At 41.2% G+C, this 26,117-nt stretch carries 18 protein-coding genes; 9 read left to right on the top strand and 9 right to left on the bottom strand.

Features of this window, described 5'->3' with window-relative positions:
• Positions 1-384: 384 nt before the first annotated feature.
• The 3 genes from FNH22_RS23555 to FNH22_RS23545 all read right to left on the bottom strand — a co-directional run bounded on the left by FNH22_RS23555 (position 385) and on the right by FNH22_RS23545 (position 6,096).
• On the bottom strand, positions 385-2,919 hold the full coding sequence (locus FNH22_RS23555) for a reprolysin-like metallopeptidase (protein ID WP_143400912.1): 2,535 nt from the start codon (positions 2,917-2,919) through the stop codon (positions 385-387).
• Between the two features lie 577 nt (positions 2,920-3,496).
• Positions 3,497-4,213 carry a LytTR family DNA-binding domain-containing protein gene (locus FNH22_RS23550; RefSeq protein WP_143400911.1) on the bottom strand — a complete coding sequence of 239 codons (717 nt, stop codon included), beginning with the start codon at positions 4,211-4,213 and terminating at the stop codon, positions 3,497-3,499.
• Entirely contained in the window at positions 4,210-6,096 is a 1,887-nt protein-coding gene (locus FNH22_RS23545) for a tetratricopeptide repeat protein (protein ID WP_185154376.1), read from the bottom strand. The genes FNH22_RS23550 and FNH22_RS23545 overlap by 4 nt, the downstream gene beginning before the upstream one ends.
• A gap of 816 nt (positions 6,097-6,912) precedes the next feature.
• Between FNH22_RS23545 and FNH22_RS23540 the strand changes: the two genes are divergently transcribed.
• A complete protein-coding gene (locus tag FNH22_RS23540) occupies positions 6,913-7,338 on the top strand; it encodes a Fur family transcriptional regulator (protein ID WP_143400909.1) in 426 nt (141 codons plus the stop codon).
• 642 nt (positions 7,339-7,980) lie between these two features.
• Complete coding sequence (locus tag FNH22_RS23535; RefSeq protein ID WP_143400908.1) at positions 7,981-10,359, top strand: TonB-dependent receptor; 2,379 nt, start codon at positions 7,981-7,983, stop codon at positions 10,357-10,359.
• A gap of 3 nt (positions 10,360-10,362) precedes the next feature.
• Here the strand turns inward: FNH22_RS23535 and FNH22_RS23530 are convergent, their stop codons facing one another.
• The 4 genes from FNH22_RS23530 to FNH22_RS23515 are packed head-to-tail and all read right to left on the bottom strand — an operon-like array spanning position 10,363 to position 14,761.
• The gene (locus FNH22_RS23530; RefSeq protein ID WP_143400907.1) at positions 10,363-11,175 is read right to left on the bottom strand and encodes a DUF4625 domain-containing protein; all 813 of its coding nucleotides are present in this window, start codon (positions 11,173-11,175) and stop codon (positions 10,363-10,365) included.
• A gap of 16 nt (positions 11,176-11,191) precedes the next feature.
• On the bottom strand, positions 11,192-12,133 hold the full coding sequence (locus FNH22_RS23525) for a T9SS type A sorting domain-containing protein (RefSeq protein ID WP_143400906.1): 942 nt from the start codon (positions 12,131-12,133) through the stop codon (positions 11,192-11,194).
• A 13-nt stretch (positions 12,134-12,146) separates the two neighbouring features.
• Positions 12,147-14,306 (bottom strand): YCF48-related protein, encoded by a 2,160-nt coding sequence (locus FNH22_RS23520; RefSeq protein WP_143400905.1) that lies wholly within the window; start codon positions 14,304-14,306, stop codon positions 12,147-12,149.
• On the bottom strand, positions 14,303-14,761 hold the full coding sequence (locus tag FNH22_RS23515) for a hypothetical protein (RefSeq protein ID WP_143400904.1): 459 nt from the start codon (positions 14,759-14,761) through the stop codon (positions 14,303-14,305). Before FNH22_RS23515 ends, FNH22_RS23520 begins: the two co-directional genes overlap by 4 nt.
• Before the next feature lie 92 nt (positions 14,762-14,853).
• On the opposite strand from FNH22_RS23515, the gene FNH22_RS23510 reads away from it, so the two are divergent.
• From FNH22_RS23510 to FNH22_RS23490, 5 genes are read left to right on the top strand one after another with little or no spacing between them, the layout of a single operon-like run.
• Positions 14,854-17,034, top strand: coding sequence for a peptidase domain-containing ABC transporter (locus FNH22_RS23510; RefSeq protein ID WP_143400903.1), 2,181 nt, complete (start codon positions 14,854-14,856; stop codon positions 17,032-17,034).
• Complete coding sequence (locus FNH22_RS23505) at positions 17,031-18,311, top strand: HlyD family secretion protein (RefSeq protein WP_143400902.1); 1,281 nt, start codon at positions 17,031-17,033, stop codon at positions 18,309-18,311. The genes FNH22_RS23510 and FNH22_RS23505 overlap by 4 nt, the downstream gene beginning before the upstream one ends.
• Positions 18,312-18,319: 8 nt before the next feature.
• Positions 18,320-21,010 (top strand): lantibiotic dehydratase, encoded by a 2,691-nt coding sequence (locus tag FNH22_RS23500; RefSeq protein ID WP_143400901.1) that lies wholly within the window; start codon positions 18,320-18,322, stop codon positions 21,008-21,010.
• Positions 21,000-21,863 carry a thiopeptide-type bacteriocin biosynthesis protein gene (locus FNH22_RS23495; RefSeq protein WP_143400900.1) on the top strand — a complete coding sequence of 288 codons (864 nt, stop codon included), beginning with the start codon at positions 21,000-21,002 and terminating at the stop codon, positions 21,861-21,863. Before FNH22_RS23500 ends, FNH22_RS23495 begins: the two co-directional genes overlap by 11 nt.
• A complete protein-coding gene (locus FNH22_RS23490; protein ID WP_143400899.1) occupies positions 21,823-23,709 on the top strand; it encodes a lanthionine synthetase LanC family protein in 1,887 nt (628 codons plus the stop codon). Before FNH22_RS23495 ends, FNH22_RS23490 begins: the two co-directional genes overlap by 41 nt.
• Positions 23,710-23,720: 11 nt before the next feature.
• Here the strand turns inward: FNH22_RS23490 and FNH22_RS23485 are convergent, their stop codons facing one another.
• Positions 23,721-23,918, bottom strand: coding sequence for a pinensin family lanthipeptide (locus tag FNH22_RS23485; RefSeq protein WP_143400898.1), 198 nt, complete (start codon positions 23,916-23,918; stop codon positions 23,721-23,723).
• A gap of 216 nt (positions 23,919-24,134) precedes the next feature.
• Here FNH22_RS23485 and FNH22_RS23480 point away from each other — a divergent pair, with 216 nt between their 5' ends.
• The gene (locus FNH22_RS23480; protein WP_143400897.1) at positions 24,135-24,386 is read left to right on the top strand and encodes a hypothetical protein; all 252 of its coding nucleotides are present in this window, start codon (positions 24,135-24,137) and stop codon (positions 24,384-24,386) included.
• A gap of 200 nt (positions 24,387-24,586) precedes the next feature.
• On the opposite strand, the gene FNH22_RS23475 is transcribed toward FNH22_RS23480, so the two are convergent.
• The gene (locus tag FNH22_RS23475) at positions 24,587-25,342 is read right to left on the bottom strand and encodes a transposase (RefSeq protein WP_143400896.1); all 756 of its coding nucleotides are present in this window, start codon (positions 25,340-25,342) and stop codon (positions 24,587-24,589) included.
• A gap of 312 nt (positions 25,343-25,654) precedes the next feature.
• Here FNH22_RS23475 and FNH22_RS23470 point away from each other — a divergent pair.
• Positions 25,655-26,117 (top strand): transposase (locus FNH22_RS23470; RefSeq protein ID WP_305038370.1); only part of this gene is annotated, 463 nt, incomplete at its 3' end.

Here is a 26,117-nt window from a genome sequence, read left to right as displayed (position 1 = left end):
GGGCCGTCTCTACGAAGAGATGGCTCTCTTTTTTAGTTTTTCCATGGACACCCAGCGAACCTGTTGTTTGTAATGGCAAAGGCTATTTCAGTAGCTCTTATTGTTTGGAAGGTTACAAAGGCATGTTTGAAATCTTCAATCAGTATATGAGGTGAGGTCTCCAACTTCACATTCTACCATGAATCTGTATTCAAAACACTATTTTAAATCTCTTTCAGAGAAGTGCCCTCGGCGCTATTCTGAAAATCAGACAGCCATCACTAAAACAGCTGTCTTTTCTATTTCTTTTAAAACAGACTACGAATTAAAGTTTTCGTTTTTAGTGAGTTTGGCGTAAACGAGCTTAACTTACTTTCTGATCAAAGGTAACAGGTGCACTAGGCATTAAATTTTGATTACTCTTTTGTATGTTATACCATCTGCGCTCTCGGAGATGAGCAGGTAAATGCCGGAGGCCAGGTCTTCCAGATCAAGTACGACTTCCTCTCCCCTTTTTTCACCGACCAAAACCTTCCCGGAGAAATCTGTCAGGTAATTTTTCGATTCCTTTGGAGTAATCACTCTTAGCCCACTGGTAACCGGGTTGGGAAACAACAGGATATCGGGAGCGGGGGGTTGATGATCATTTACGGACAGAATAGTCTCTCCCGAAACGAAGGAAACCTCATTGGTATAGCCGGAGTTACCCGTAGCATTAAATGCAGCTACTCGATAGGAATATGATTCATTATCCTGGGCAGTTTGATCTGTATAACTGGTGTTATTGACAGGCGTCCTGGCTATCTCTTCAAAATTATCAGATCCTGATTTTCTCTCAATAACAAATCCGTCTTCGAGGTCACCATTATCTGTCCATGACAATTCTATGCTGAATGGGTTTACCCGGTTGCCTGCCAAATTGGTCGGAGCTTCAGGAACGTCTACTTCAGATGCTATTACAGTAAAATTACGGTCATTTACATTAAAGAATACATTGTTTACAGCCTTCACCATGATCCTGGCCTCTGATGTGGCAATATTCGGTAGCTTGACTGTAGCCTCTCCGTCGTTGGCAGTACTTTCTGCCAGCACAATATCGAACTGTTTACCACCATCCGTAGCGTAAAGGATCGTTACGTTTTCGCAGTTTACAGGAGCGGCGTTCGTATTGGCTACCTCCCATTGCACATTCACGTTGCTGAATCCGTTATAAGACGGATCATCCAAGACAGTCGTTACTACAAAAGGCCCCGCTTGGTCTGTTGAAGAAAAAGAAATAATATCCGTCGCAATACCCGGTCCCAAGGGGCTATTATCCCGCACAGTAACCACAAAATTAAGATCCCGTGTCTTATGGGGTATTACCTCATTCCTTGAGAAGTCACTACTGCTTCCAATTTGATTGACAAGAATGGGCAGATCTCCATTCGGAACGGACAACAGCGTATTATCAAGTACGCTATTAAGCTGAGGGAAAAACCTTCGGTTATCAGTGGTAGGCTCAAAACTCTTAAACAAGGGGCCATCCCCTTCCCATGGAGCGAAAGAATGTCCAGGTACAACTTCGTCAGGATTGGTACTCTGGTCATATTGTTCCCAACTGTACGTAAGTGGGTCTCCATCTGCATCGTTTCCTTCGGCCTCCAACACAAATGGCGTATTGACAGGGATGACAAACCCTCCCTCGGGAACGCTCACCACGGGAGGTGTATTCCCTGTCTCAATAAGCTCAGCACAACCCGTACGCTCGGCGCCGTCTATGATTTCAATGATAGAACCCACATGAAAATAAGGAACCGGAGTCGGTGCACTGGGTTTCATAATAGTTTGCCCTAGAGCAAACTCAAAACGAGTATCACGTTCAAGAGCACCTCTTGCAGAAGAATGATTGGTACCGAATTGATGGCCTAGTTCATGCGGTAAAACGAAGGAAAGGTCTCCCTCTCGACCATTGTCCCTTTGAAATGAGACCCCCTGTCCTTTAACATCATCTCGACAAATAGATAACACAGTTGCCTTCCCTCCGACACCTATTGCCAGTAAATGTCCGATATCAAAATTTTCACTACCGATGATATCGGTAATTACGTTGTGACTTGCTTCAATAAATGTACTTCCACTGGTAGGTGTAGGATCTTCTTCTTCCGTAAGGAAAATGAGCTGGTCGTTGTTTTCCACCAATTCAAAAGTAATACTTGCATCTCGTTCAAATATACCGATCACGACATCCAGCAGGGATACGATATTGCTGAGCACTTCCTCCCTGGTTCCCCCGATGTATTCTGAGTATTCATGATAAGCAACAATCGCAATACGGTATTTTCTTAACACCTCGCCGGTGGAAAAGGGTGTAAAATCTGCCTCCATCTGCCTCGCTCGCGGTGTACGATCCGATGATGGGATTTGTATGGCATCCGATGAAAAGTGCTCTTCATGCTCGCAAAAGAAATGCGGCTCTTCGCTATCGAAAGTGCTTAAATAATCCTTTTCGAAATAGCTCACGTAGCGGTTACCAGCCTTGCTTTGCGGTTTCACAAGATAAGTTTCATGCCTGCTAAATACGGCCAGGTTTAATCCATTTGCCCCAACATTACCCCTTACGAGTTCTCCTTGTGTGTTGACGCCTTTAAAGGTCTGTATGTTAGGGTATTTTGCCTGGAGCCCGGGAGCCATGACATTACTAGGTACTACTTCAAACATCTGCTCTCCTCCCGAGGGATGGGGAATCGAGATGTTTGTAGCACCTTTCGATTTAAGTTCACTTAGAACAAATGAAAGTGCCTCTTTATTGAGCGTTTTTCTATTGGCTTTGATCGCACTCCACTGATCGGAGACCCTGGCATTGGTTCGTTGTTCTTGCCAGAGATTACTCTGGGCTTCCAACTTTTGGGAAATCAAAAAGGCAAAAAATATTGTAAAGACGATAACAATCCTTTTCATAATGTGTCTGTTTACTGGTTGATCTTCTTCAATTCATTTCCGCCATTACATTCGTCTATTTCATTGGTATTGTTTTGACCTTGTGGACCACACACGTAATGTTTGAGTAGATGCATTCAACTTACCATTTATCTGTCCTTACAGATTGACACCTTTATGTACAGGCCTTGGCAGTTAACTGCTGATTGAATAGAACAACAAAAAGTTAATCAATACAAAAAATCACTTGTAAACTTATCCGTATTCAGAGACTACATCCAGTTTTGCCGGGTGAACGGAATATCTGATGAGTAAACACACAACATGATGAGGTAGACTGCTACTAAATCTTATGCTTTTATCATCAATTGTAGCATGAGCACATTAATGACAAGGCTTTCTTTAGGCACTTGTTGAGGGAATAAAAATTTAATTTTACTATATACGCTTATAAGCGTTAAATGATAAATCTTGGTTGTTTACTAATACTATGTGGTCAGCATAGAGAACGGAAGTGTGCAAGGTGGGTTCACCATCTTCATTGCATAAGTAATGGTGGGTTTATTGGTGAAACAGACAACTGAGTGAGTAAAGGCCTTTAAAAGATCGTCAAACGACTCATAAAAGTTTTTTTGTAGGCTTTTCCGATGGGCAGGGGCCGACCATTAATAAAAACAACGCTGTGTTCAATGCGATCTATTTTTCTTAGATTGACGAGAAAAGTTTTATGAATGCGACAGTACCCCTGACTTGCCAGTGTTTGCTCTATGAGCTTCAGGGTTTGAGAAACCACATGATGCTTTCCTTCAAAATGGAATATTGAATAATTGTCTGACGCTTCGATGTAAAATACTTCATTGAAATCAAGCGGAACGATCGCATTTCTTTCCCGAATAAACAGCTCTAATTGATCAGTATCCGACTGATTTACAGGTTTGATCTTTGTTTTGACCAGGGCCATATCTACCGCCACCTTGATATCTTCGTCTTTGAAAGGTTTTACTATATAGCCCGAAGGGCGGGTATTCTTCGCACGTGAGATTGTTGTCTTGTCGTACAAAGATGAAATATAAATAAATGGAATATTTGTTTTTTGTTTAATGCACTGCGCGAGCTGGACTCCATCCCTACCTCCTTTTATTTTAATATCCAGCAGTGCTAAATCGATCGTGCTCTGATCCAATACAGCCAGCGCTTGATCGGCTGTATTACAGATACTTGTAACCTCATGTCCCATCTGACCGATGCAGATCGCAATATCATCTGCAATAATAGGCTCATCTTCCACAATTAAAACCTGCATTTTTTTACTCATTGGGGGAACATTAGTTTAAAGGTGGTACCTTTTTCAGCTTGATCAGACATAAGGATCGTTCCATTTAATCCACGGGAAATGGACCGTATGATCCGGTAACCATACGATTTTTCCAAATCATCCGGAGAATTAATCCCAATGCCATCGTCTGAAACTTCCACTTCATGAACATCGTCTTTTTTGATCAGTGACAAGCTGATGGTTCCATGCTTTTCCGCTGGAAACGCATGTTTCAATGCATTGGAGACAAGCTCATTGATAAGGAGGCCTACCTGTAGCGTCGTATCAATGGAAAGGTCGATGGACTCTATGTTGCTGGCAAGCTTAATCCGATCTTCGGATACATCATACGATTGAAACAATGTGTTTACAAGCTCTTCCAAATATTCTTTCACATCTATTTTGGATAGGTTTTCGGATTGGTACAATTTCTCATGTACCAAAGCCATGGACTGTATCCGGTCCCTTCCCTCCAATACAGCCTTCCTGGCTGACTCATCATTTAGATACTTGGATTGAATATTTAATAAGCTACTGACAATCTGAAGGTTATTCTTTACACGATGATGGATTTCCTGTAAAAGGACCTCGCGTTCATTCAATGTTTCTGAAATGGTTTTATTCTTATGCTCTAAAATGCCTCGAGCTTTTTTTCCCAGCTCATAGTAACGATAAATTACCACGGAAAAGATCACTGTGATCACCAATCCAAGTATGGTAAGGTATCTGAGGTTTCGTTGCCTTTTGAGGTTGACGTTAATGGCCAGCAGCTCTGCCTGTTTTTGATATTCCAATGAATCCCGCTCCTGCTCAAAAGCAAAATTAAGCTCCATCGTAGTCAGCCTTTCGGTAAGGTCTTCATTGAATAATTCTTCTTTCATATCGGTGCTGATTTCGAGAAATTCCAGGGCCTTTTTCTCATTTCCCACGGCTTTATAAAAATCATAGAGCTTATTAGCTACTTCCTGGGTTTTTTCCTTTAATTGATGCTGACTGGCCGTCTGAAAGCCCTTTAACAAAGCCTCTTCCGCTTGCTTCTTTAGCCCCTTTTTCATGTATGCCTGTCCCAGTCCTGATAACGCCATGCTTAACGTTGATTGGTCTTCGCAAGCTATTGCATCATTGTAGCTACTTCGCAGATACATAAGTGAGCTATCTAACCGATTCAGCTGCAGATAGCTATATCCTATATTATATGCCGACTGCTTCCGCTTGCATTTTATATCCAATGAATCGTAGATCTCATAGGACCTCTTACAAAACCGTAACGCCTGGGTATAATCCTCCCGTTGCATGTGAGTCATTCCAATATTTGATAAGGTGGAAGCTACGATACCCAGATCTTTTAATCTTTTGATTTCCAAGGCCTGGCTAAACCTATCCAACGCCTTATCATAGTTTTTTTGAATGTAATGGATAAGGCCGATGTTGTTGATGGTCTTTGCTGCTCGTATACTGTCTCCCTGAGCAAGTTTTATGGTCAAGGATTGTTGATAATTATCCATTGCTTTTGCATAATTGCCCAGGTTGTAGTAAACCCCTCCGAGATTGTTTAATGTACCTGAAATGCTTCGTTCATCATTTATCTCTTTCTTTATGGCAAGGGATCTCTCAAAGTATAGCAGGGCACTATCCAGTTCATGTCTGATGAAGTAATACGTACCAAAGTGATGCCATGCATAAGCAATCCCCTTTTGATATTTAATTTTAGTTGCCAACTTTAATGCCTTTTGTGCATAAAACAAGGTGGAGTCATCACCTGATAAGTAAAAAGATTGAGAAAGAAGATTCAATACACTCACTTCCGTAGTGTCACCGGTTTGTTTTGACAGCACCCCCTTCAAACTATCCGGCTTATCCTGCGCGTGTATAGGGGTAAGCACTGTTAATGAAAAGGTTATGAAAAAAAACCTGATAAATTGAATCATTTTCACCTTTGGTGCATTACAAAATCATAAAAAAATCGAGTAAATCTAAGTTTTAAAGGGCTTAATTCATCAACACGAAATACATTATTATTTGAGACTAACAGCATGCCATATCTCCTGACACAACATTTAAAACATACCAATTCAATAAAAAGAGAACCGGTTCAAAAGACCCGGCGCATTATGCGCTTACAAAAAACGGATGGATATTTCTAATTTTTCGTATTCAATAATCCATTCCACTTTCTGCGACTGACCGAGCATTTCATTTATCATTGTTACGCTAATTTATATTCAACATTTCGCCGTGGAGTTAAAATTCAGACCTGACCATCCCAACTTCGGAACAGACCAGGTAGTAACAATCAAAATAAACCATTATGCCAGTTTCGTTTCACAGTGCAATTGACGTTGAATATTAGAGGATGAATTCTATTTCCATATTGGGAAACTCTTGACCCGTTAGCAATAGACAAAGGGCAAAGAGCGTGGAGCAGAGGGTAAATTGAAGTACTAAAAAGTATAAGTTTTATTACACAATATTGCCGACTGCCCTTTGCTTACCGCCAACTTTGGAAAGGAGACCGAAAAAATAGTTTGAACGCTACTTGAGGTGTGACATGACACCAGTTTCCAGTGTAACTATATTTTGAAGGAATTGAAAGTTCTTAATAAATGAGGGTGGATGCCTGATAAATCGTTAAATTCCTGAGATTATAACACTTACAAGCGTTAAAATTGTCTAAAGTTTAAAATCGTCATAAAAGAAGTATGGATAACAAAGGACCGATAGGCGATCTTCTACACACACATGGTTTGAAGAAAACGTTCATCCGAACAGAGATGCTGGAGCTATTCATGGAGCATGATGTTGCACTTTCCGCCAGCGATATTGTAGCCAAAATGACAGCCAGGCATGACCGTGTAACAATCTATCGGGCCTTAAGCTCTTTTGAGGAACATGGTATCGTCCATCGCGCATCGGAAGACAGACAAGGTATCAAGTATGCGATGTGCAGCAGCCATTGCGTGAACGAGTCACATACTGATAAGCACGCTCATTTCGTATGCGATGAATGTCACCAGACCTATTGCCTGGAAGATGTGGAAGTACCTGAAGTAGAGGTATCCAATGAGTTTTCCGTTCACCGGATCAACTATACCATTGGTGGCGTATGCAAGGTGTGCAAGGCATGACTGAAACACCGGAATCTATCACCATAAGTGCTTCTACTCTATCAATTACTGCTCCTTAAACGACTGTTTGGTACCATTGATCCGGATATCATTAAAATTCTGTAAGTTTCACTGTATTCATCTCCCAGAGTCTTCTCTATACGGAAAAAGCCCTACGTCTCAAGAGCATCTTGCCATGAAGTTTCCGTCAGCTTTCCATCTACCTTGTATCCTCCCTGGTATTGGCACCCCTGATTTCCAACGATGCTTTCAGTAGCAGGAATTTATCGGCTTACCGCGTAAAAATCCTTATGCCCGAATAAGAGTAATTGATAATAAAATAATTAGGTCAAGGAAGTTTTTTATTGAATTAAATTATAAATGCAACCTTATTGCACTTATTGAATGTACAAGTATATTTGTATAAATAAAGCGATCTACACTCATCCCAGATCATGATAAAAACCTCTGGTATATCGAAGAAATTCATGGTCTATTGGGAGCTAAAGCTGCAGGCAGATCGACAATCATCAATAATGCTGCTACGTCATACCTGGCCAGCCCACTACTCATGAAAAATGCAAGTAGAAAAATGGAAAGCAGGAAAAAAGAAATGGTTAATAAAGAAAAATTTCTTCACTATATGAAAGTTTTCACCCGGCAATGAATTTTCCAAACAGTGTCTGTTTCATTTTGCTATGGTCATGCACCTGTTTCCTGGCATTTGCCCAGCAAAAAAGCTATATAATAAGCGGGACTATCAAAAATACAGATGGTGAACCCGTGCCAGGGGCGACCATTCAAGTTAAAAGGCTAGGGATAGGCACTATAACAGACGCTAATGGCAGATACCAAATTAATGGACTCAATGATGGTATTCATAACCTTCAAGTCACCCATATTGGCTATGAGCCCCAAACCAAAACGATCACATTAGCCGGAAATAACCTCGTGGAAAACTTCATGCTTGTCCCTTCTTCACTTCAACTGAAGGAAGTACGGGTTGACGCTGATTTGTTCAAATCCGGGCCGAAGGAACAATCTCTGACTGTTCAGACTGTAGACCGCTCCTTTCTGGAAAAGAGTGGTAGTAATACATTTGTGAATGCTTTACAGAAAGTCCCGGGCGTCAATGCTATCAATACCGGTGTAGGTATTGCCAAACCGGTGATCAGGGGAATGAGCTTTAATCGGGTCATCGTCACTGACCAGGGGGTGAAGCAGGAAGGTCAGCAATGGGGGGCAGATCACGGATTGGAGATTGACCAGTATGCTCCCGAAAGGGTAGAAATCGTTAAAGGCCCATCCTCCCTTTTGTATGGCTCCGATGGCATGGGAGGCGTGATCAATATATTACCTGCACCGCTGCCTCCTTCCAATACTTTGAGTGGCAGCTTTCTGGGGACTTATAAAAACAATAATCATCTGTTCGGCACCTCTACTATGCTTCAGGGCAATAGAGAGGGAAAGTTGTTTCGGCTCAGGTTTTCTACCCAGGACTTCGGTGACTACCGGGTGCCTGCGGACAGTTTTACCTATAATCGCTTTGTTTTACCGATTTATGATCAGGCGTTGAAAAACACTGCAGGCAGGGAAAGAAATATTACCGCCATGGCAGGCCTGGAAAAACATTGGGGACAAGCAACCGTCACCGTAAGCAATTTTCATCAAAAAGCCGGATTTTTCTCCGGGGCTTTGGGTATTCCAAGAGAATATCAGCTGACACCTGACGGAGATACCCGAAACATAGCGTTACCCCGGCAGGTGACGGATCATTTTAAAATAATTGCCAATGGTATTGTTCATTTTGAGAGAAACTGGCTAGAGCTTGACATGGGCTACCAGAATAACTACCGCAGGGAAGAATCTAACCCTCACGCTCATGGAAAAGGGCCAAGGCCAGAAGGAACACTGGCTTTAGGTCTTATGTTACAGACATTTTCTGCCAACGCCAAATTTAATCACCAGGTCAGTGATAAGATCAAAAGGATCTATGGCTTCCAGACACAGTACCAGCTCAATGAAAGAAGCGGGTTCGAATACCTGCTTTCGGATTTTACTTCTGGCAATGCCGGTATCTTTGTTCATGAAGAATATCAAATCAATACAACAACTTCGGTGAATGGCGGTATCAGGTTCGATTATGGTTACAGAAACATAGAAGAATATACAGAACCGGTCTATGATGATCAGGAAAATATTACCGGATATTCTACAAGAAGCGGTAACGTTGAAAGGCAATTCTCTAATTTCTCCGGAGGGATGGGTGTTTCATTTTACCCTCACCAACACTTTAACGCTAAATTAAACCTGGGAAGTAGTTTCAAAATACCCACTGCTCCCGAGCTGTCTGCTAACGGTATCCACCATGGTACCTTTCGGCATGAATTCGGGGACAGCACATTAAACACGGAAAGAGGGTGGCAGGCAGATCTGAACCTCACCTATCGTACAGAAAAGTTCTATGCCAGCTTCACACCGTTTTTCAATTTTTTTGAACAATATATCTATCTGGGTCCGACATCTCAGTTTTCCCCTTTACCTGAGGGAGGGCAAATTTATCGTTACCGTCAGGATGATGCCATTTTTACCGGTACAGAAGCCACCATTGAATATGCTTTTTTAAAAGGTTTTCACGTAAAAACCGCTCTGGAGTATGTATGGAATTACAACCTCAACACCCAACTGGCGTTACCTTTCACCCCTCCCCTTTCAATATTGGGAGAAGCCGAATATCATTTACCTCTGCAAGGAATATTTTCCAATCTATACTTGGGAGTGCTTGCTCAGTACTTTGCGTCACAGATGCGGGTAGACCGCAACGAAGAACCTACTCCCGGCTATACGCTGATGAATTTTTCTTCCGGTATTGACATTAACATAAGTAATCAGAGGATAGAACTGATGTTTTCTATTCAGAATTTATTCAACACCAACTATTTGAACCACCTCAGCAGATACCGTCTCCTGAATCTTCCTGAGCAAGGAAGAAATTTTAACATAACGTTAAAATTTCCTTTCTCGCTGGTGGAAAATAACTAACCGTTATTGAAAATCAATGGTATACGTTTTCTCTGTTAAATTATTATACCTGTCATAGACCAGGATAACAAATTGATGTTTTCCACTGGTGGCAAAATCCGGTACTTTGAAAGTCAGATCAACTGTAGCTTCGTCACCCTGCGAATCGGGAAAAATTTGTTGTACCGGAAAAAACTCAGCCCCTTCGGGATCTGTGTAAGTGATTTCAATCTTTCCTGTACCCAACGAATGGTTATCTTTGATCGTCCCCCGGAAATTGATTTCCGAACCTTTTGAAACAGTAAAATTATCAGAAGATGGTTCTGAAAGCATCAGTTCCGGTGGTATGTTATCAATAGAGTTTTCTACCTGTATACTGTAGATAATGGGTTCAGCTTCATTTCCGGCCCCATCTATACACAGGATTTGTAAATGATAGCCACCGGCCAAAGCATCTTCCGGTACAGCAAGTACTTCATCTAATACCACTTTTTTGCCTGAGACATTTTCTATTTTAAGCATCTGCCAGGAAGAGGTAGTCCTTCCATGTGCGTGGCAGTCAAAATTATTATGAACATCAATTTTGTACTGGGACAGGTCGCGATCATCAGAAAATATAAGGTTCAGGGTGAGCTCAGTACCTGTTGCAACACTAATAACACTTGATTCTTTGAATCCGCATATCACACCTTCCCCCGCCTGTGGCGTCGATGAAATCACTTCGATAAGGGGGGCTTGTTTATCGGGGCCTTCCTCCATAGACCCATCCTCAGTACAGGCCCACAACAAAAACAGCGGAATACATTTTAGAATCGTTGTATGTCTTCTATGTTTCATGGCTTTATCTTTTTCATCACTTTACGAACACCTTTCCTGTAAGCTTCATATTGTCTGACTCAACCCCATAGATATAAGTCCCACCGGGGAAATTTTGAATATTAATGCCTTGCTGATACTCTCCCACAGTTTGTACTCCCAGGTTTTTCCAATAGAGCTGCCTTCCCTGCAGATCGTGAATATGAATTGAAATATTTGAAGCCTTGCTCAAGGAATAGTTTATCGTGAACTCATTTGTGGCCGGGTTAGGATACGTTGGAAATAAAGTCAGTTGTTGTTGCGTCATCAGTGGTCGTTCTACTCCGGTAATAGTTCCGCCTAATTCAACCATTGGAAACAAAGCAAAATGAGTGGCAATGGGTGTGAAGTTCTGCGTATGAAAGTCCTTCCAATCCTCCCTAGCGTGATTATGAGCCTGAACAGCATTTCGACCAAAGTTTTTTAAATCACTTTCTTGCCGTGAACCAGGCTCTCCGGCCATAAGCCCCAGGGTATCCCCTTCAAAACCGCCATGCAAATAATCCAGCACGTTGAAAGTAACAAAAAAAGAATTGGCTACCGGTAATGGAGAAGCGAAAGTAACGGTCATCGCATTACCGGAGAGATCCAAGTCTTTATAAAAAAGTTGCCTCCCTCCAATACGTGAGCCGGGTAATCCGTTAGAGGCTACCTGATATACATTGAATTCCACATAATTTTCGGGGTTCTCATAAGTACCATTCAAATGAACGATCAGTCCTTTGACGATTGCCTCCCCTTCTATATCATATTTTTCAGCGAATTGTTGCCGGAAAGATGAATTTTGGCCTAATACATACCCCCACTGCCCCGGACCACTATATTCCGGGGAGTAAAGTGTATTACCGTCTGGTATGTTAGACAAAGTATCGATCTCCTGAGCATATAGCAAAGGTGTTATCAAGACTATTGCACCAACACAAATTAACTGTCTGATCATCCCTCCAATATTTTTATTTGCGAATCAGCACTTTACCACTTCTAACCTGGCTACCGGCCATAAGCTGAAAAGCATATACTCCATTCTCTAAACTGGGGTGCACAACCCACTGGCCTTGCCCTGCTACAAAGAAAAGTTCTTCCGTGTAAATCAGTTGGCCAGAGAGGTGAAATACCTGCAATGTTCCTTTTCCATTGAAAGAAGAGGGTAAAGCAAAGGTAGTCTGATAAGAGACAGGATTAGGAAATACTTTGGCTACCGAACTTTCTTTTTCAAACGGGAATAAAATTGAAGTAACCGCATCAAGATCTTCACCAAAATATAAAACGTTGCCATTGGAGCCTACTGCCCAACCTTTATCAGGTGCAATGAACAGTATATCGTTTAGCGAATTCCCCGAAGGAGTATCCTGCTCTTCCCATGTAAGACCACCATCTTCTGTAACCAAAACAAAACCACTCCCAGTGACAAAGCCATTATTGGCATCTAAAAAGAAACCGGAATTTAACCTGGAAGATTGACCACTCACTTGTGGTGTCCATGTGGTTCCTCCATTGTCGGTAAACAAGATTTGCCCGGAGTTCCCTACAGCATAACCTGTAGTTTCATTAATAAAAAACACATCGTTTAAGTGGGAAAGGACTCCGGCATCCTGAATCGTCCAGGTCAAACCACCGTCGGTCGTTGCAGCCACCAGACCTGACCTGCCCACCACATAACCCGTAGTTGCACTGGCGAAATGTACAGCATTAATATTATTTTCGGTATCGATCGTCGCCTGTGTCCAGTCCGTACCACCATTTGTGGTTTTAAATACAGCTCCTGCGTTTCCTACCACTACGGCATCTGTGTTATTCCAGGCATAAATTCCGTTAAAATTACCCGTATAATCAGTATCCAAAGCCTGCCAGGTTGCTCCTCCATCACTTGTTTTGAGCACGGTGCTATCTCTCCCCACTACCCAGCCGTTATTTTCGTCAATAAAACTTATGTCAGTCAGCGTGGAAGCGGTCGGTGTAGATATAATATCCCAATCCCGCCCGTCATTGGTAGAATGAAAAACCTCTCCTCCACTTCCTGACACAAACAACTCTCCTGCCACCTCATCTATGGCATTCCAGGTGTTTACAGGATCTACAGGTAATACCAGGTCAAAGGTGGTACCATCATTGGTAGTATAAATCTCCATCCCGGCAACCGCAATACCCTGATTTTGAGCATTAAACTGTATAAATGATTTGCGACCGGTGCCATAAGTTCCTTCACAGGTACGGCTCCAATTAACTCCACCATCCGCAGTCTTGTAGAGGCAACCGAAGCTGCTCACCCATCCCGTATTCTCGTTTAGAAAAAATACTTCCGAAAACCAATGCTCATTTTGCTCGTCTAAATCTGCATTAACCGTCGTTGTTTCCCATGATTTACCATAATCGACAGTTTTTAAGATATAAGCGTCAGGGCCAACCAGAAAACCGGTACTATCATTTACAAAATCTCCGCCTTCATAGAACCCCCCGGTAGATAACGGCAGGTGGGTGGTATCCCAATTTACACCGCCATCAAAACTACTGAAAAAAGTATTATCATAACCGGCACTAAACACGGTATCCGCGTTGATAGCTTCGACAAAGAACATTCCGTAAAATGACGCTCCGGCCCGGATGGGCAAGTCAGCCTTCTCCCAATTTCCTCCGCCATCGGCCGTTCTGAAAAGGACATTTTCTGCAAAGCCGGCATGCCCTACGGCATAGCCGGTATTTTCATCGTAAAAATGAATATCTTGTAGCTCTGGGCCTGAGGCATCTTCAAATTGTAGCGTCCAGGTAGTACCCCTATCGGTAGTATGCCATATTTCACCTTCGTTCGTAGCAGCCCAGCCTTTACTCGCATTGATGAAGTGAATTTCTCTTACCCTGGCAGTTGTAGGAATATTGGATGTTTCCCAGGTCGTTCCAAAATCTGCTGATCGCAAAAATTGCCCCTTGGTTCCCGAAACATATAGAGTTTGATCATCTATCCAGGCTACATCAGAATGGCTGTTCCCGGAAGGGAACGGATTTTGCCATGTCCAGGTAAGTTCTTGGGCATGCACGCTAATGGCTGAAAGCCAGAGAAACGTTACTGGTATAAGTTGTTTCTTGATTTTACAGTTTAGAAGTAAAAATTCGATCATATATATTTAAAGTTTTTATATTGTTTTCTATAGTTTCTGTGATCATTACCTGATACGCCTTCTGCTCTACCATTTTCGGTGCTTTCCTCGAGCTTAAAATCCTTTGTCAGGGAGTCGTCCGAAACAGAAATATTGACGACTGGCCCATCTGCCCGTTGAATCCGGTTAAGGTTACTGGACACAAAGCTCCGTGAATCGCTTTCAAGCCAAACAATAGGGTCCGTATTCATGGCGCGAATAGTCAGGTCTGTAAAAGTCCAGGTAGAATCATTCCATTTATCCAACGACTCATCGTCTCGGTTAACCGTTCCGTTTGCACCTATCCCCCAGGTTCCTATAAGCTTCTGTAATTGTATTTGTTCGGGCACGTATCTCAGACTATTATCCTTGGTTTTGCGAGTGGTGGACAGCCATAAAGTGAATAATGAAACAATTAATGGAGGTCCTTTTTTCATGTAGATGATTTTTAATTGCGTAACTTAAAAGCAACACTGTTGCAATAATATTAATAGTTTGCCATAATTGCAATTAGCTTGCGTTTGTAGTCATGATCAAAAAAAAATTCCCCTTTGTACGACAACTAGACGTCATGGATTGCGGTGCTGCTTGCTTAAGCATGGTGTGTAAGAGCTATGGAAAAACATATCCACTGCATCATTTACGACAGAAAGCCAGTATAGGAAAGGATGGATCTTCCTTAGCCGGATTGATGCAAGCCTCAGAAAGCGTTGGCCTAAAGACCTTTGCTGCCAAGCTAGATCCCAAGCAATTGATAAAATTGCCTTTGCCTGCTATTATGCACTGGGGGCAGGTACATTATGTTGTACTTTACAATATAAAAGGAAATAGCTACTTTATAGCTGACCCCGGCTCCGGTAGAGTTAAATTATCCAAAGAAGATTTCCTGTCAAAATGGTCAGTAGAAGGCGATGGTTCTGGTATAGCCTTACTGCTGGAACCGAACAATAGTTTTTATGAAAAAGAGATAACCACTGAAAAAAACGGGTTAGGTTCATTATTGAATTATCTCCGCAGCTACTACAGTTTATTTCTACAGGTGTTTATAGGGCTCTTACTGGCTGCCGTGCTCGGAATGATACTTCCCTTTCTCACCCAAGCTATTGTGGACATCGGTATTCAAACCGAAGATATAGGGTTTATTTATTTGATCTGTATGGCGCAGCTTATGGTTTTTGCAGGACGCGCATTTGTGGAACTCATACGCTCACGTGTGTTAATGCATATCGGGAGTAGGGTAAGTATCGCGCTTCTCTCAGATTTCCTGTATAAACTTATGAAACTTCCTGCCCGTTTTTTCGATGCCAGAAAAACGGCCGACATTATGCAGAGGATGCAGGACCACAGAAGAATTGAGATATTTCTGACCAATTCTGTCATCAATACGTTGTTTTCGGTCATCAACCTGTTGGTATTTTCAGTGGTATTGCTCATTTACAGCTATAAAATAACCTTGATCTTCTTTTTAGGCACCTTATTCAGCTCCGTCTGGATATTATTTTTCCTAAAAAAACGAAAACAGATCGACTATCGTAAATTCAACCAACTTTCAGAAAATCAAAACACCCTGATTGAGATCGTGCAGGGGATGCACGAAATAAAGTTGAATGGGGCTGAAAAGCTAAAAAGATGGGACTGGGAGGAAAAACAGGCAAAACTGTTCCGGCTGAACTTTGCAAGTTTAAACCTCGAGCAGTATCTCCAGGGAGGAACATTATTAATTGGTGAGCTAAAGAATATTCTAATCGTAGTAACCGCCGCTACATTAGTTTTACAAGGAGAATTGACCTTGGGGATGATGTTATCCATCTCTTATATCACCGGTCAGTTAAACAGTCCGGTCTCCCAGTTCATTGAATTTTTTCGCAGTTGGCAGGATGCTCAAATGAGTTTCCAGCGCATGAATGAAATATTTAATCTTGAAGAGGAGGATCAACATACCACGAATTCTTTATCTGAAGATATGGCGCATCAGGATATATCGTTACGCCATGTATTCTACAAGTATAACAAACCTGGCAATCAGTGGACACTAAAAGATATAACGCTCAATATTCCCAGGGGTAAAGTAACAGCAATAGTAGGCGCCAGTGGTAGTGGCAAAACCACCTTGCTTAAGCTCTTACTCAAATTTTTATCCCCTGATAAGGGGCAAATTAACATTGGAATTCAGGACCTGAAAAACTTGCATGCCGTTCATTGGAGAAAGAATTGCGGGGTTGTATTACAGGGAGGATATATCTTTTCAGATTCAATAGCCGCCAACATTGCACCCGGCGAGCAAAACATCGACGAAGAAAGGTTAAGGTCCGTTGCTAAACTGGCAAACATTGATGATTTTATCGCTACGCTTCCCTCCGGCTATTATTCAAAAATTGGTATTGATGGGGTCGGATTGAGCGAAGGTCAAAAACAACGTATTTTAATTGCAAGGGCTGCTTATAAAAACCCTGACTATATTTTTTTCGATGAAGCTACCAATGCACTGGATGCCAATAACGAAAGGGAAATCACCAACAACTTAAATACATTTTTTGAAGGCAAAACAGTGGTAGTGGTTGCTCACAGGTTAAGTACAGTCAGAGATGCAGACCAGATCATTGTTCTGGATCATGGTAAGATCATTGAACAGGGAACACACGATAGTCTCATTGCACAGGAAGGAAGCTATTTTAAATTGATCAAAAACCAACTGGAGCTAGGAGTATGAACTCAAGAGCGGAAGAATTTTATCGGTTAGAAGAAATGATTGAAGTGATACCTTCCTGGTATGAACGATGGGGAATCACTTTATTGAGCTTTGTGGTCCTTTTGTTCTTACTACTTGCAGCTTTTATCAAATACCCGACGGTGTTGAGCGCACGAATAGATATTGCTACCGACCTTCCTCCCGTGAATATTACCGTAAGGCATTCGGGCATTTTTGTTCCTTCTGCTCCGGAAGGAGCCATTGTAAAAAAAAGAGAGCTACTGGGACAGATATTAAACCCTGCTAAGTTAGAGGATGTGTTAGCCTTAAAAGAGGTGTTAAACGAAGGAATGAACGAACAGGAATTTAATCACCTGGAGCGGCTTAATGCCACTCTGATTTTGGGTGAATTACAAGAACCACATTCCGAGATGACAGAAAATTATTATGAGTATCAGTACCTCACAAAAACATCCTATCCCAAGAAAACAGAAGATAATTTAAGGTTCCAAATCAATAAGTTGGAAGATCTGAACGCGGTTTTGGAAAGCAAAAAAGTCATTTTAGAGGAAGAAAAAGTAATCGTTGATAAGGCGTATGAGAGGCAAAAAAAACTGTTTGCTAAAAAAATCATAAGTGACCAGGATTTTGAAGATTCTGAATTGGAATGGTTGCGCAGAAAGAAAGACCTCGAAGATATTTTTCTTGAGATCCATCGTAATGATTTACAAAAACAGCAGCTTATTAAAGAGCAGATCAATTCGCAACAAGTACTCTCAGATGATTTGTACAATACACGTTTACGTTTAAGCGGATCGATTAAGCGTATGATGGCAGCAATAGCAGCATGGGAGCAGAAATACCTTCTAAGAGCACCTATTTCCGGCCAGGTTTCCTATTTAAAAAAATTTAGTGAAAATCAGTATCTGTCTGCTGATGAACCTTTGCTTTCTGTAGTTCCCAATTCGGGGTCTTTTGTAGGAAGGGTGGAATTACCCGTCAGCGGATCCGGAAAAATAAAACCTGATCAGAAAGTAACCATTCGCTTAGATAACTACCCCTATCATGAATACGGTACACTTTATGGCACTGTAAAAAATGTTTCACTAGTACCCAGTCAGGGGCATTACCTCGTTTCCGTGGAATTACCGGCCCGTCTCATCACTTCGTATGATCGTGCCATCCCGTTTAAACAACACCTGAGTGGGTCAGCCCAAATTATTACAGATAATCTAAGCCTGCTACAAAGAATTTTTGGCCACTTAAGAAGCTTATTCGATAAAAATTTAAACTCATAACCCCCTGAATGATGCTAAAATTGTATCCCGTAATTTTCCACAGAATTTCTTCCTCCAGCTTTTCTGAACTGGACGCCCTTCACCCAAAAGAGTTACTTTATCTAATAGAGCAAACAAGTATAACCTATGAAAAGCTAGCACAGTCAAAAAGTAAATTGACAGATGTCCTGTTTAAAAAGATCAATCAATGCTCGGATGCAAAAGTGAGGAACAAGCTTCTAAACGGTAAAAGGGCCATACACAACCTCCGACCATTGAAGTCTAAAGAAATAAAGCTTATCGGGTCCTATCTGAATGAGGAGGAAATTCCGCTTTTTGACAATTACCAGGAGGAGTATACAAGGCGACATTTGCTTTATGAACAAAGTGCTGCTCAGTATACTGCCGGCATGGAACGGATACGCAACAATTTCAGGAACATGATCCGTAGGAATGTAGAATTTCAAAAATCATTACAGATCTCTTCCCAATCCCTGTTTGATCAGCTTTTCCCTTATTTAAATGTTCATTCAGCAACGTTAAAAAAGACACAAGTACAGACAGAATATTCCTTGATAAAGTATATTACCCGTCAGTATGCCAAAACTTCTCCCTTTAGCCGTTTTACTTACCTTGCAGTGTCAGGCCAAACAGGAGACCATAACAAGAGTAAAGTCCACGTAAGACTGAACAACTACATTTTCTCTTACCTGAAAGGATTATTATTTCAGGTCCCTGATATTTTAAAGCAAATTCCATTAGCCTTAAACCCGACATTCAAGGCAACTGATTCACACTATGATTTTCTGATCAACTTCAATAATGTTGAAGTCTTTCAAAATGTATCGCATAGCAACGTAACCGACCTTACGATTGAGTTGATCGAAACGCCTAAGAGCATTGATGAGATCATCCGCTTATTACTTCTCAAGTACCCGGAAACTTCACCGGAGGAACTTGAAAAATATTTGATGAAACTCATAGAAATAGGACTACTAACTCCTCATATTGGAATATCCGGTACAGATCCGCTATGGGCAGGTAAATTCATTGTTTTTTTGGAAAAATTGAGCAAAAAAAACAGCAATGTCATTCTGTTGAAAGAGTGTTTACAGAAACTTCTCGTAGCAGCAAAAAAACTGGAAGAGGCTGATATTCCTTCACGAAATGAAGTTCTACAAGCATCCTACCTGCAACTCAAAGAAAGCATACGCAAATTCTGTCAGAAACATCACCTTCCATTTACGGAAGGGTTGGACAGACAAAAAGCTAAAAAAGAGTTTCTTGAACGTATTGATGAAAATAGCACTTTCGTTATCAGGTATTTTAATGGTTTTTATTTTACGGTGGAAAATATTTTTTACGAAGATGCCCATACCACCGTTCCTCAAAACTTTACTGACAATGATCTGAAGACATTGGTCGAAAGGTTAAATACTGTATATACAACTTTACTTTCTGCAAATTCCTACCTTCAAGAAAAGTACAAGCTATTGTCTTTTTTCGATCATCATTATGAAAAAACTAACGAGGTGCCACTGATAGATTTCTATCGGCAGTTTTATTCTCAACACCGAAAAAATGAAAAAAAGGTTAAACGACAGAAAGTTTCTTCCGGGGTACTTAATTCGGAGTTCAGCCAAATCTTAAAAGACCAGGAAAACCTTGGCAACAGGATTAAAAAAGTTAGTAAACAGAAATTATTTACGCTGCTCGGTACGAGAGAATTTACTCACCCAACCGGATTAAATTTCAGCGAATCTGAAATTTCCAACATTTTTGGAATTGATACCAACCTGAACAAACCGTATTCTAAAGCTGCTCATCTTCAGCTTTATAAACCACACCATAAGGACACCTATCATGCCGTGGTCAACGGTATTTTTAATGGTTATGGACGCGGTTATGGTCGCTTCCTTCATTTGTTTCCGGATAAAATCACTGAAAAAACACGTGAAATAAATGAACAGTTATTCGAAGGTTTTTTTGCCGCTGAAATTAAAGATGCTTCTTGCTTCAATGCCAACATTCATCCCCCTTTAATGCCGTATGAAATTGTCATTCCAGGCGGAAATGCAGATTTACCTTTGCCCCATCAAATTGCACTTACGGATATTGTTGTAAAAAAAGCAGGTGAAGACTTAAAACTAATTCATCAGCCCACCGGAAAGGAAATACTTCCGTTTGACCTTTGTTTACAGACTAACTCCACACGTTCCGAGCTATACCAACTCCTTACCTTATTTTCCCCTTCAAAACCTATTAGTGTATATACATTACAAAACTGGGTATACGAGTTTATAGAACAGAATCATTCTCCCGACGAAGTGGTCAGGTTCCCAAGAATTTCAATAGATGAAGTATTGGTCCTATCCAGGGAATGCTGGAAAATACCCCTAACATGTTTACCTGAAGATGAGCCTGCTGTTTCAGATTTTGATTATTTTATCAAAGTAGAACATTGGAGAACGTACTACCAGATCCCCCGTCATAGTTTCCTTTTTATTAATCCTTCCAATCGGTCGGAAAGCAATGCATCCACCCAGGACGATTATAAACCGCAATACATAGATTTTCAATCACCGCTTCTGGTCAGACTCTTTCGGAAGGCCTGCCGCAAAGCAGGGAAATACTTACGCATAGAGGAAATGTTACCTGCTCCTGAACATATGGAATCAGACAAAGTATCTGAATCGCTAATTCAGTGGTATGATGAATAATTCAGAAAACTGGCTTTCTTATCATATCTTTTTCGAAGATGATCGGGATGTTTTCCTGCAAAAAGCCATTGTCCCACTTATTGAAGAATTAAAAGCGAAATTAGGTATCCAACAATTTTTCTACATTCGATACAATGAAGAAGGGCCACATATCCGGCTCCGCATTTTAAGTACGCATAAAAAACAAACTACATTAGGTAAAATTATTGACGCTACATGCAGGAGTTATTTCGGTACCAATGACTTTGAACTTCGGGAAATGGCTTACCACCCGGAAACGGAACGTTATGGCGGCACCACTGCTTTACCTTTCGCAGAAGCACACTTTGTGCTGTCTTCAAAAGTATGCCTTACTGTACTGACAGAACAGCCTGAAGATGTGCTGTCCCGGGCATTGCTATTGCACTTTTGTATGATAGCAGTTTCTAACTTATCTACAGTGGAAATACATAGATTGTATGATTCATATGTCCAAAGTTGGTTTCCTCATAGCGGATTATCTGAAGCAGGCACAAACTTCAGAGAGGTGGCTTTTAAGCATTATGAGCCTGAATATCAAAGGATGCCACAAAAAGCCTTATTCGGAGAGGTTAACAAACGGATAGAAGCAAATGAGGAAACCGGGATCTCCTGGTTAGACACCTGGATAAGGGGAAATAAAAACATATTATCAGATCTTTTTAGATCAGTAGGATACGAATCCAGGTTCCATCGCATTTTAGAGAGCCTGATCCACATGACCAATAATCGCTTAGGTGTTAAAAATTACGATGAAGCTTTCTTAGCCTACCTTTTAAAACGAACCATTGAAGATGCATCCACACCTGAATCTGAGCCAGCAAAAAAACCTTGATCATTGGTTGCAACAATTGAATGAGAACCTGATGCAGGAATGCATTTATGAAGGTAAACTTACTTACTGGAAAACGCTGGAACCGAATAAAGCCGACCATAATAAAAGCTATTATAACGCAGATACTACCATCTATAAGGGGAATGCCGGCATCATTCTTTACTTGTTAGCGGTGTATTACTATAATCAGGATGAGGTTTACTTAAACCTGGCCGTAACAACCACAGAATGGTTAATAAAGCAAGTAAACCAGGACTTGAACTCGCACACGGCTTTATATACAGGTAAATCCGGTTTAATTTATGTATTGGCCTGCATGTATGAAATTACAGAAGAAGAGAAGTACCGCGAACATGCTATATCTTTCCTCTCTCAAAATAAGAGGTATTTCAAGGATCATTACAGCGATGATCTACTAAGTGGTAATGCAGGAAATTTACTGGTCCTGGATAAAGCATACCAGGCCAGTGGGGAGTTATGGATCAGGGACCTGTTTTTAGAATGCGTAAACGACCTGATTGATAATACTTTTCTCTCCAACCAAGGCATAAAGTGGAGGTACCGCCCCAACTTTATTGACAGCCTTTGTGGTTTTTCACATGGAGCTGCAGGCATTGGATTTGTCTTGTTAGAACTCGCAAATGCACATCAATCTTCCGGTTTGTCATGGTTAGGTGAACAGGCCTACCAATATGAAAGCCAGCATTACTCGGAAGATTTTAAGACATGGCCGGATTTCCGTATTCATCCCAAAAAACTGGAGCAGCCTAATTTAGTGTCAAACGTAGAAGACCTCATGCGGGGTGAAGAAGTAAATGGTTGGGCCCATGGTGGCCTGGGCATAGCCATGACCAGGTTAAGGGCGTATGTTTTGACGCATCAACCTGAATATAAGAAAGAAGCTTTAAAGGTAATTGAACATGCTGTTCGTAAATACTCCGATAAAAAAACAGCCAATTTCACTGTTACGAACGGACATGCCTCTTTAAGTTATTTATTAGCCTACGGAGGGGCTGTGTTAAACAATAAAGAACTGACACTAGAGGCGTTCAAGGTCATCCGGGACGCCATGCTCCTTAGGGCAAGGTTAGGGTATTTGCCTTCAGGTTGGGATATCAATAAACCTGATCAGTCCATATTCATGGGACAATTGGGAATAGGATATTGTTTGCTTCGTTTGTTGAAACCGGAAAGTCCCAATGATCCTTTATTACCCGCCGTCACGAAACCTCCTGAATATGTAATCAAAAACACCCCCACAATTTCAGCAATAAAACGAAAGATCGTCAAGCGTTATTTCCCAAATACGCTGGCCTCGTGTTCAGGCCTACCGCTCTTTGATAATGTGGATGAATCCCTTCATTCAACTATTCAAAAAATCAGTGACCACATCGGAACGTCAGAAGAAGTTCAAAATGAAGCCAAAAACCAGTTTGTCATCGAGAATGAGAAGCTCAAACTGGAATTAGAAAAACCTTCCTTTGAATTTTTATGGAGGGCTTATCAACAGGTTATGGGTATGCCTACCTCTATGAATTACAGCGACTCGACACTTTCCTTAAATGACTATGTGAAAATTATTGCTAAGGACAGTGAAAACCCCTGCCTCATCGTCAAAAGAAGGTACGGTGTGGAAGAATATGCCTTGGAACCTTTTGGCTGCAAACTATTGACAACCATTGAGCAATGTGAGAACAGGACTTTTCAGGAATTGCTCAACGATTTCCACAGCAGCGTTTTTGATCAGTTTTCATTTACGCAATGTGAAAAATTCCTGGCTTTGCAGATCGAAGAGTACCTCAAAGCAGGTATAATTAAAGCAGACGGAAATACCTCCGCCTGCTGATTTTCGCCCGACTAACCAGCTATGAAGTGATCATGGTCATGATTACCATTATCGCAAGTACAAGTTTCATGTGTGTCGGTTTCCTCAGTGTGAGTGGGGTGACTGGCAGCTCCACCAAGAATCTTCTGAGCTTTTTCTTCGTCAATACTTGTAACGAAGCTTTGCACTTTTAATTCTTCGATACTGAGTTTACTATTCAGATTTTTCATAAGAAAAAATTTAAAATGATGCCTACTCTGTTGAAGGTTTTCAGCATACCCTTTACCGTTGCAACAGTATCACATATATACTCAATTGACACACCAAAAGCAACATAGTTGCGTTTAAGTTTTGGTGATTATTTTATTATCTCCTTATCCCTTTAACCAGTAAGCATTTACTATCAAATACCTGTGCAGATAAATGTGTTTAGAGGTAATTTCTTTATGAGGCTACGCATTTTTTCTCCCTTTTCATCCACCTTGCTTTCCAATGTAAAATCGGCAGGATCAGGTAAACTTTGGACCACTCATAGCGGATATCATGATGATCAACGCTTCCTTATATCCAACGATCAAACTCCTCTCCCGGCTTATATTACTGCTTCTCTGAGTTCCATTAACTCATCACGCAGGACATACCGTTGGACCTGGCCATCGGTCATATTCATGTGCACCTACAGCGCCTACCCGGCATAATACAGCCGGGTGTATGGCCTGATTGTCCTCTTCTTCCTGAATTCATCCTAATTAAACAGGTCAATACAAAGGTTATTGTTCACAGCATCTAATAGCAGATTTTTTTTTAAATATCAAGACTTAGGGTACCAAGAAACCTTAAAAACGGAACGCGTCAACGGTCAAAGTTGGCCCTGGTAGGATCTGTACATAAAAACAAATCAACTCATCAAATACCCAAACGCCTTTGGCCGCTCCATTTGCTCTAAATAGACATTCGCAAACCGATCTGTAACTTTGATTTCCAATGTAGAGTCAGGAGCAGAAGCTGCTACACGAAACAAATGTGCTGTTTCAGTAGAAACAAATGCTCTTGTAGGTGTGGTCGCAACCGGCGTAAGTCTTCCTGTGTAGTAGGGCCTGAGCCACGCATTGGCCACCAAACGAGTTTGGCCTACAAAGGCCATTAAGGGGTGATGAGAGTTTCTGCCACGCTTATTGGGGTTATAACCTTTAGTGCTGCCTTCCTGATCACCATAACGAGTGATGACCGTACTATCAAAATCAACGGTGATATTATCCACACCGATCTGGTTAAAAAACCAATTTTGTAAAACAGGAAACACTTCGGTGTTCCGCTTCTGGGAAAACTTCCCGAAAAAACGACTGTAGGTACTTTGAGACGGCATTTGATCCCAACTGAAAATAGATTGTAAAACCGTATCATATCTTAGCCAGTCACAATGAATATAGCAAGAAGCTCCAGTCCAGATACTCAGCCAAAAAGATTCTATGACCTGTTCGGGATGATAGCCACGATTTGATCCCGGCTTCGGTAAATCAAGCTGGCTTAGAAAGCTTCTCATACCGGTCTGATCTATAAAGCGTTTCATTAAACTCATGCCTCCATAAGGAGTCACTTGCTTATCACTGTATTCTATGGGTAAGTTAACCATTTGGGTTAATTTAAAACTCATTCAAAACCACTCTTTAATTCCTTGTAACAAAGAATTATCCCAATTTCTGAAATCCTATTGAATAATCACGGTTTAACCAGGCGGACGCCCTATCCGGTTTTAGATCGTAGCACCACTGCGTTCATGCTACGACCAGTTGGGGAGGGCCAGGCGTAAATTGTTCAACAGTGGTATTCACCTTAGAGTTAGCTTGATATTCTATTTAACGTGAATATCGGATAAGTGAGGCATTATTTAGTTTATGAAAAAAGGCTGTTTTTGGGTATATTAAAGTTGTGATTTTCAATATATCTAATCCCAAAAACAACCCTTATGCTTAAAGATAAAGTTATTGAATTTTTCGTAGAAGTGGACGACTTTTGTATCACCTTTGAAACGGAAATTGCCCACCACCTCATTGCATCGAAAAAGGAAGGGGCTCGACTAAGAAAGTCGCAACTCTCTGATTCAGAAATTATTAGCATTCTCATGCTTTTCCATTTTGGTCAATTCACCAATTTCAAAGCGTTTTATACACAGTATGTTTGCCATCACCTAAAGGACCTCTTCCCTAATCTAGTCTCCTATCAAAGGTTCGTAGCCCTTAAGAAAAAAGTAGCTGTTCCGTTAATGATGTTTCTCAAAACCAAGGGATTAGGAAAGTGTAGAGGCATAAGTTTTATCGATTCAACGCACTTGAAAGTATGTCATAATCGAAGGATACATCAGCACAGAACCTTCAAAACAGTAGCGGAAAGAGGGTTTTGTTCCATTGGATGGTTTTATGGCTTTAAGC

The sequence above is a fragment of the Fulvivirga sp. M361 genome, from assembly GCF_007097395.1.
Lineage (GTDB): Bacteria > Bacteroidota > Bacteroidia > Cytophagales > Cyclobacteriaceae > Fulvivirga.
The sequence above is the reverse complement of the archived record's forward strand: the minus strand, read 5'-3'. Positions and strand labels throughout refer to the sequence as shown.

Excerpts from the sequence above, each read along its gene's own strand:
- FNH22_RS23475 (WP_143400896.1), bottom strand. The coding sequence starts at position 25,342 with ATGAGTTTTAAATTAACCCAAATGGTTAACTTACCCATAGAATACAGT.
- FNH22_RS23515 (WP_143400904.1), bottom strand. The coding sequence starts at position 14,761 with ATGAAAAAAGGACCTCCATTAATTGTTTCATTATTCACTTTATGGCTG.
- FNH22_RS23510 (WP_143400903.1), top strand. The coding sequence starts at position 14,854 with ATGATCAAAAAAAAATTCCCCTTTGTACGACAACTAGACGTCATGGAT.
- FNH22_RS23555 (WP_143400912.1), bottom strand. The coding sequence starts at position 2,919 with ATGAAAAGGATTGTTATCGTCTTTACAATATTTTTTGCCTTTTTGATT.
- FNH22_RS23485 (WP_143400898.1), bottom strand. The coding sequence starts at position 23,918 with ATGAAAAATCTGAATAGTAAACTCAGTATCGAAGAATTAAAAGTGCAA.
- FNH22_RS23540 (WP_143400909.1), top strand. The coding sequence starts at position 6,913 with ATGGATAACAAAGGACCGATAGGCGATCTTCTACACACACATGGTTTG.
- FNH22_RS23500 (WP_143400901.1), top strand. The coding sequence starts at position 18,320 with ATGATGCTAAAATTGTATCCCGTAATTTTCCACAGAATTTCTTCCTCC.
- FNH22_RS23505 (WP_143400902.1), top strand. The coding sequence starts at position 17,031 with ATGAACTCAAGAGCGGAAGAATTTTATCGGTTAGAAGAAATGATTGAA.
- FNH22_RS23535 (WP_143400908.1), top strand. The coding sequence starts at position 7,981 with ATGAATTTTCCAAACAGTGTCTGTTTCATTTTGCTATGGTCATGCACC.
- FNH22_RS23525 (WP_143400906.1), bottom strand. The coding sequence starts at position 12,133 with ATGATCAGACAGTTAATTTGTGTTGGTGCAATAGTCTTGATAACACCT.
- FNH22_RS23495 (WP_143400900.1), top strand. The coding sequence starts at position 21,000 with ATGATGAATAATTCAGAAAACTGGCTTTCTTATCATATCTTTTTCGAA.
- FNH22_RS23490 (WP_143400899.1), top strand. The coding sequence starts at position 21,823 with ATGCATCCACACCTGAATCTGAGCCAGCAAAAAAACCTTGATCATTGG.
- FNH22_RS23480 (WP_143400897.1), top strand. The coding sequence starts at position 24,135 with ATGAGGCTACGCATTTTTTCTCCCTTTTCATCCACCTTGCTTTCCAAT.
- FNH22_RS23530 (WP_143400907.1), bottom strand. The coding sequence starts at position 11,175 with ATGAAACATAGAAGACATACAACGATTCTAAAATGTATTCCGCTGTTT.
- FNH22_RS23550 (WP_143400911.1), bottom strand. The coding sequence starts at position 4,213 with ATGAGTAAAAAAATGCAGGTTTTAATTGTGGAAGATGAGCCTATTATT.
- FNH22_RS23520 (WP_143400905.1), bottom strand. The coding sequence starts at position 14,306 with ATGATCGAATTTTTACTTCTAAACTGTAAAATCAAGAAACAACTTATA.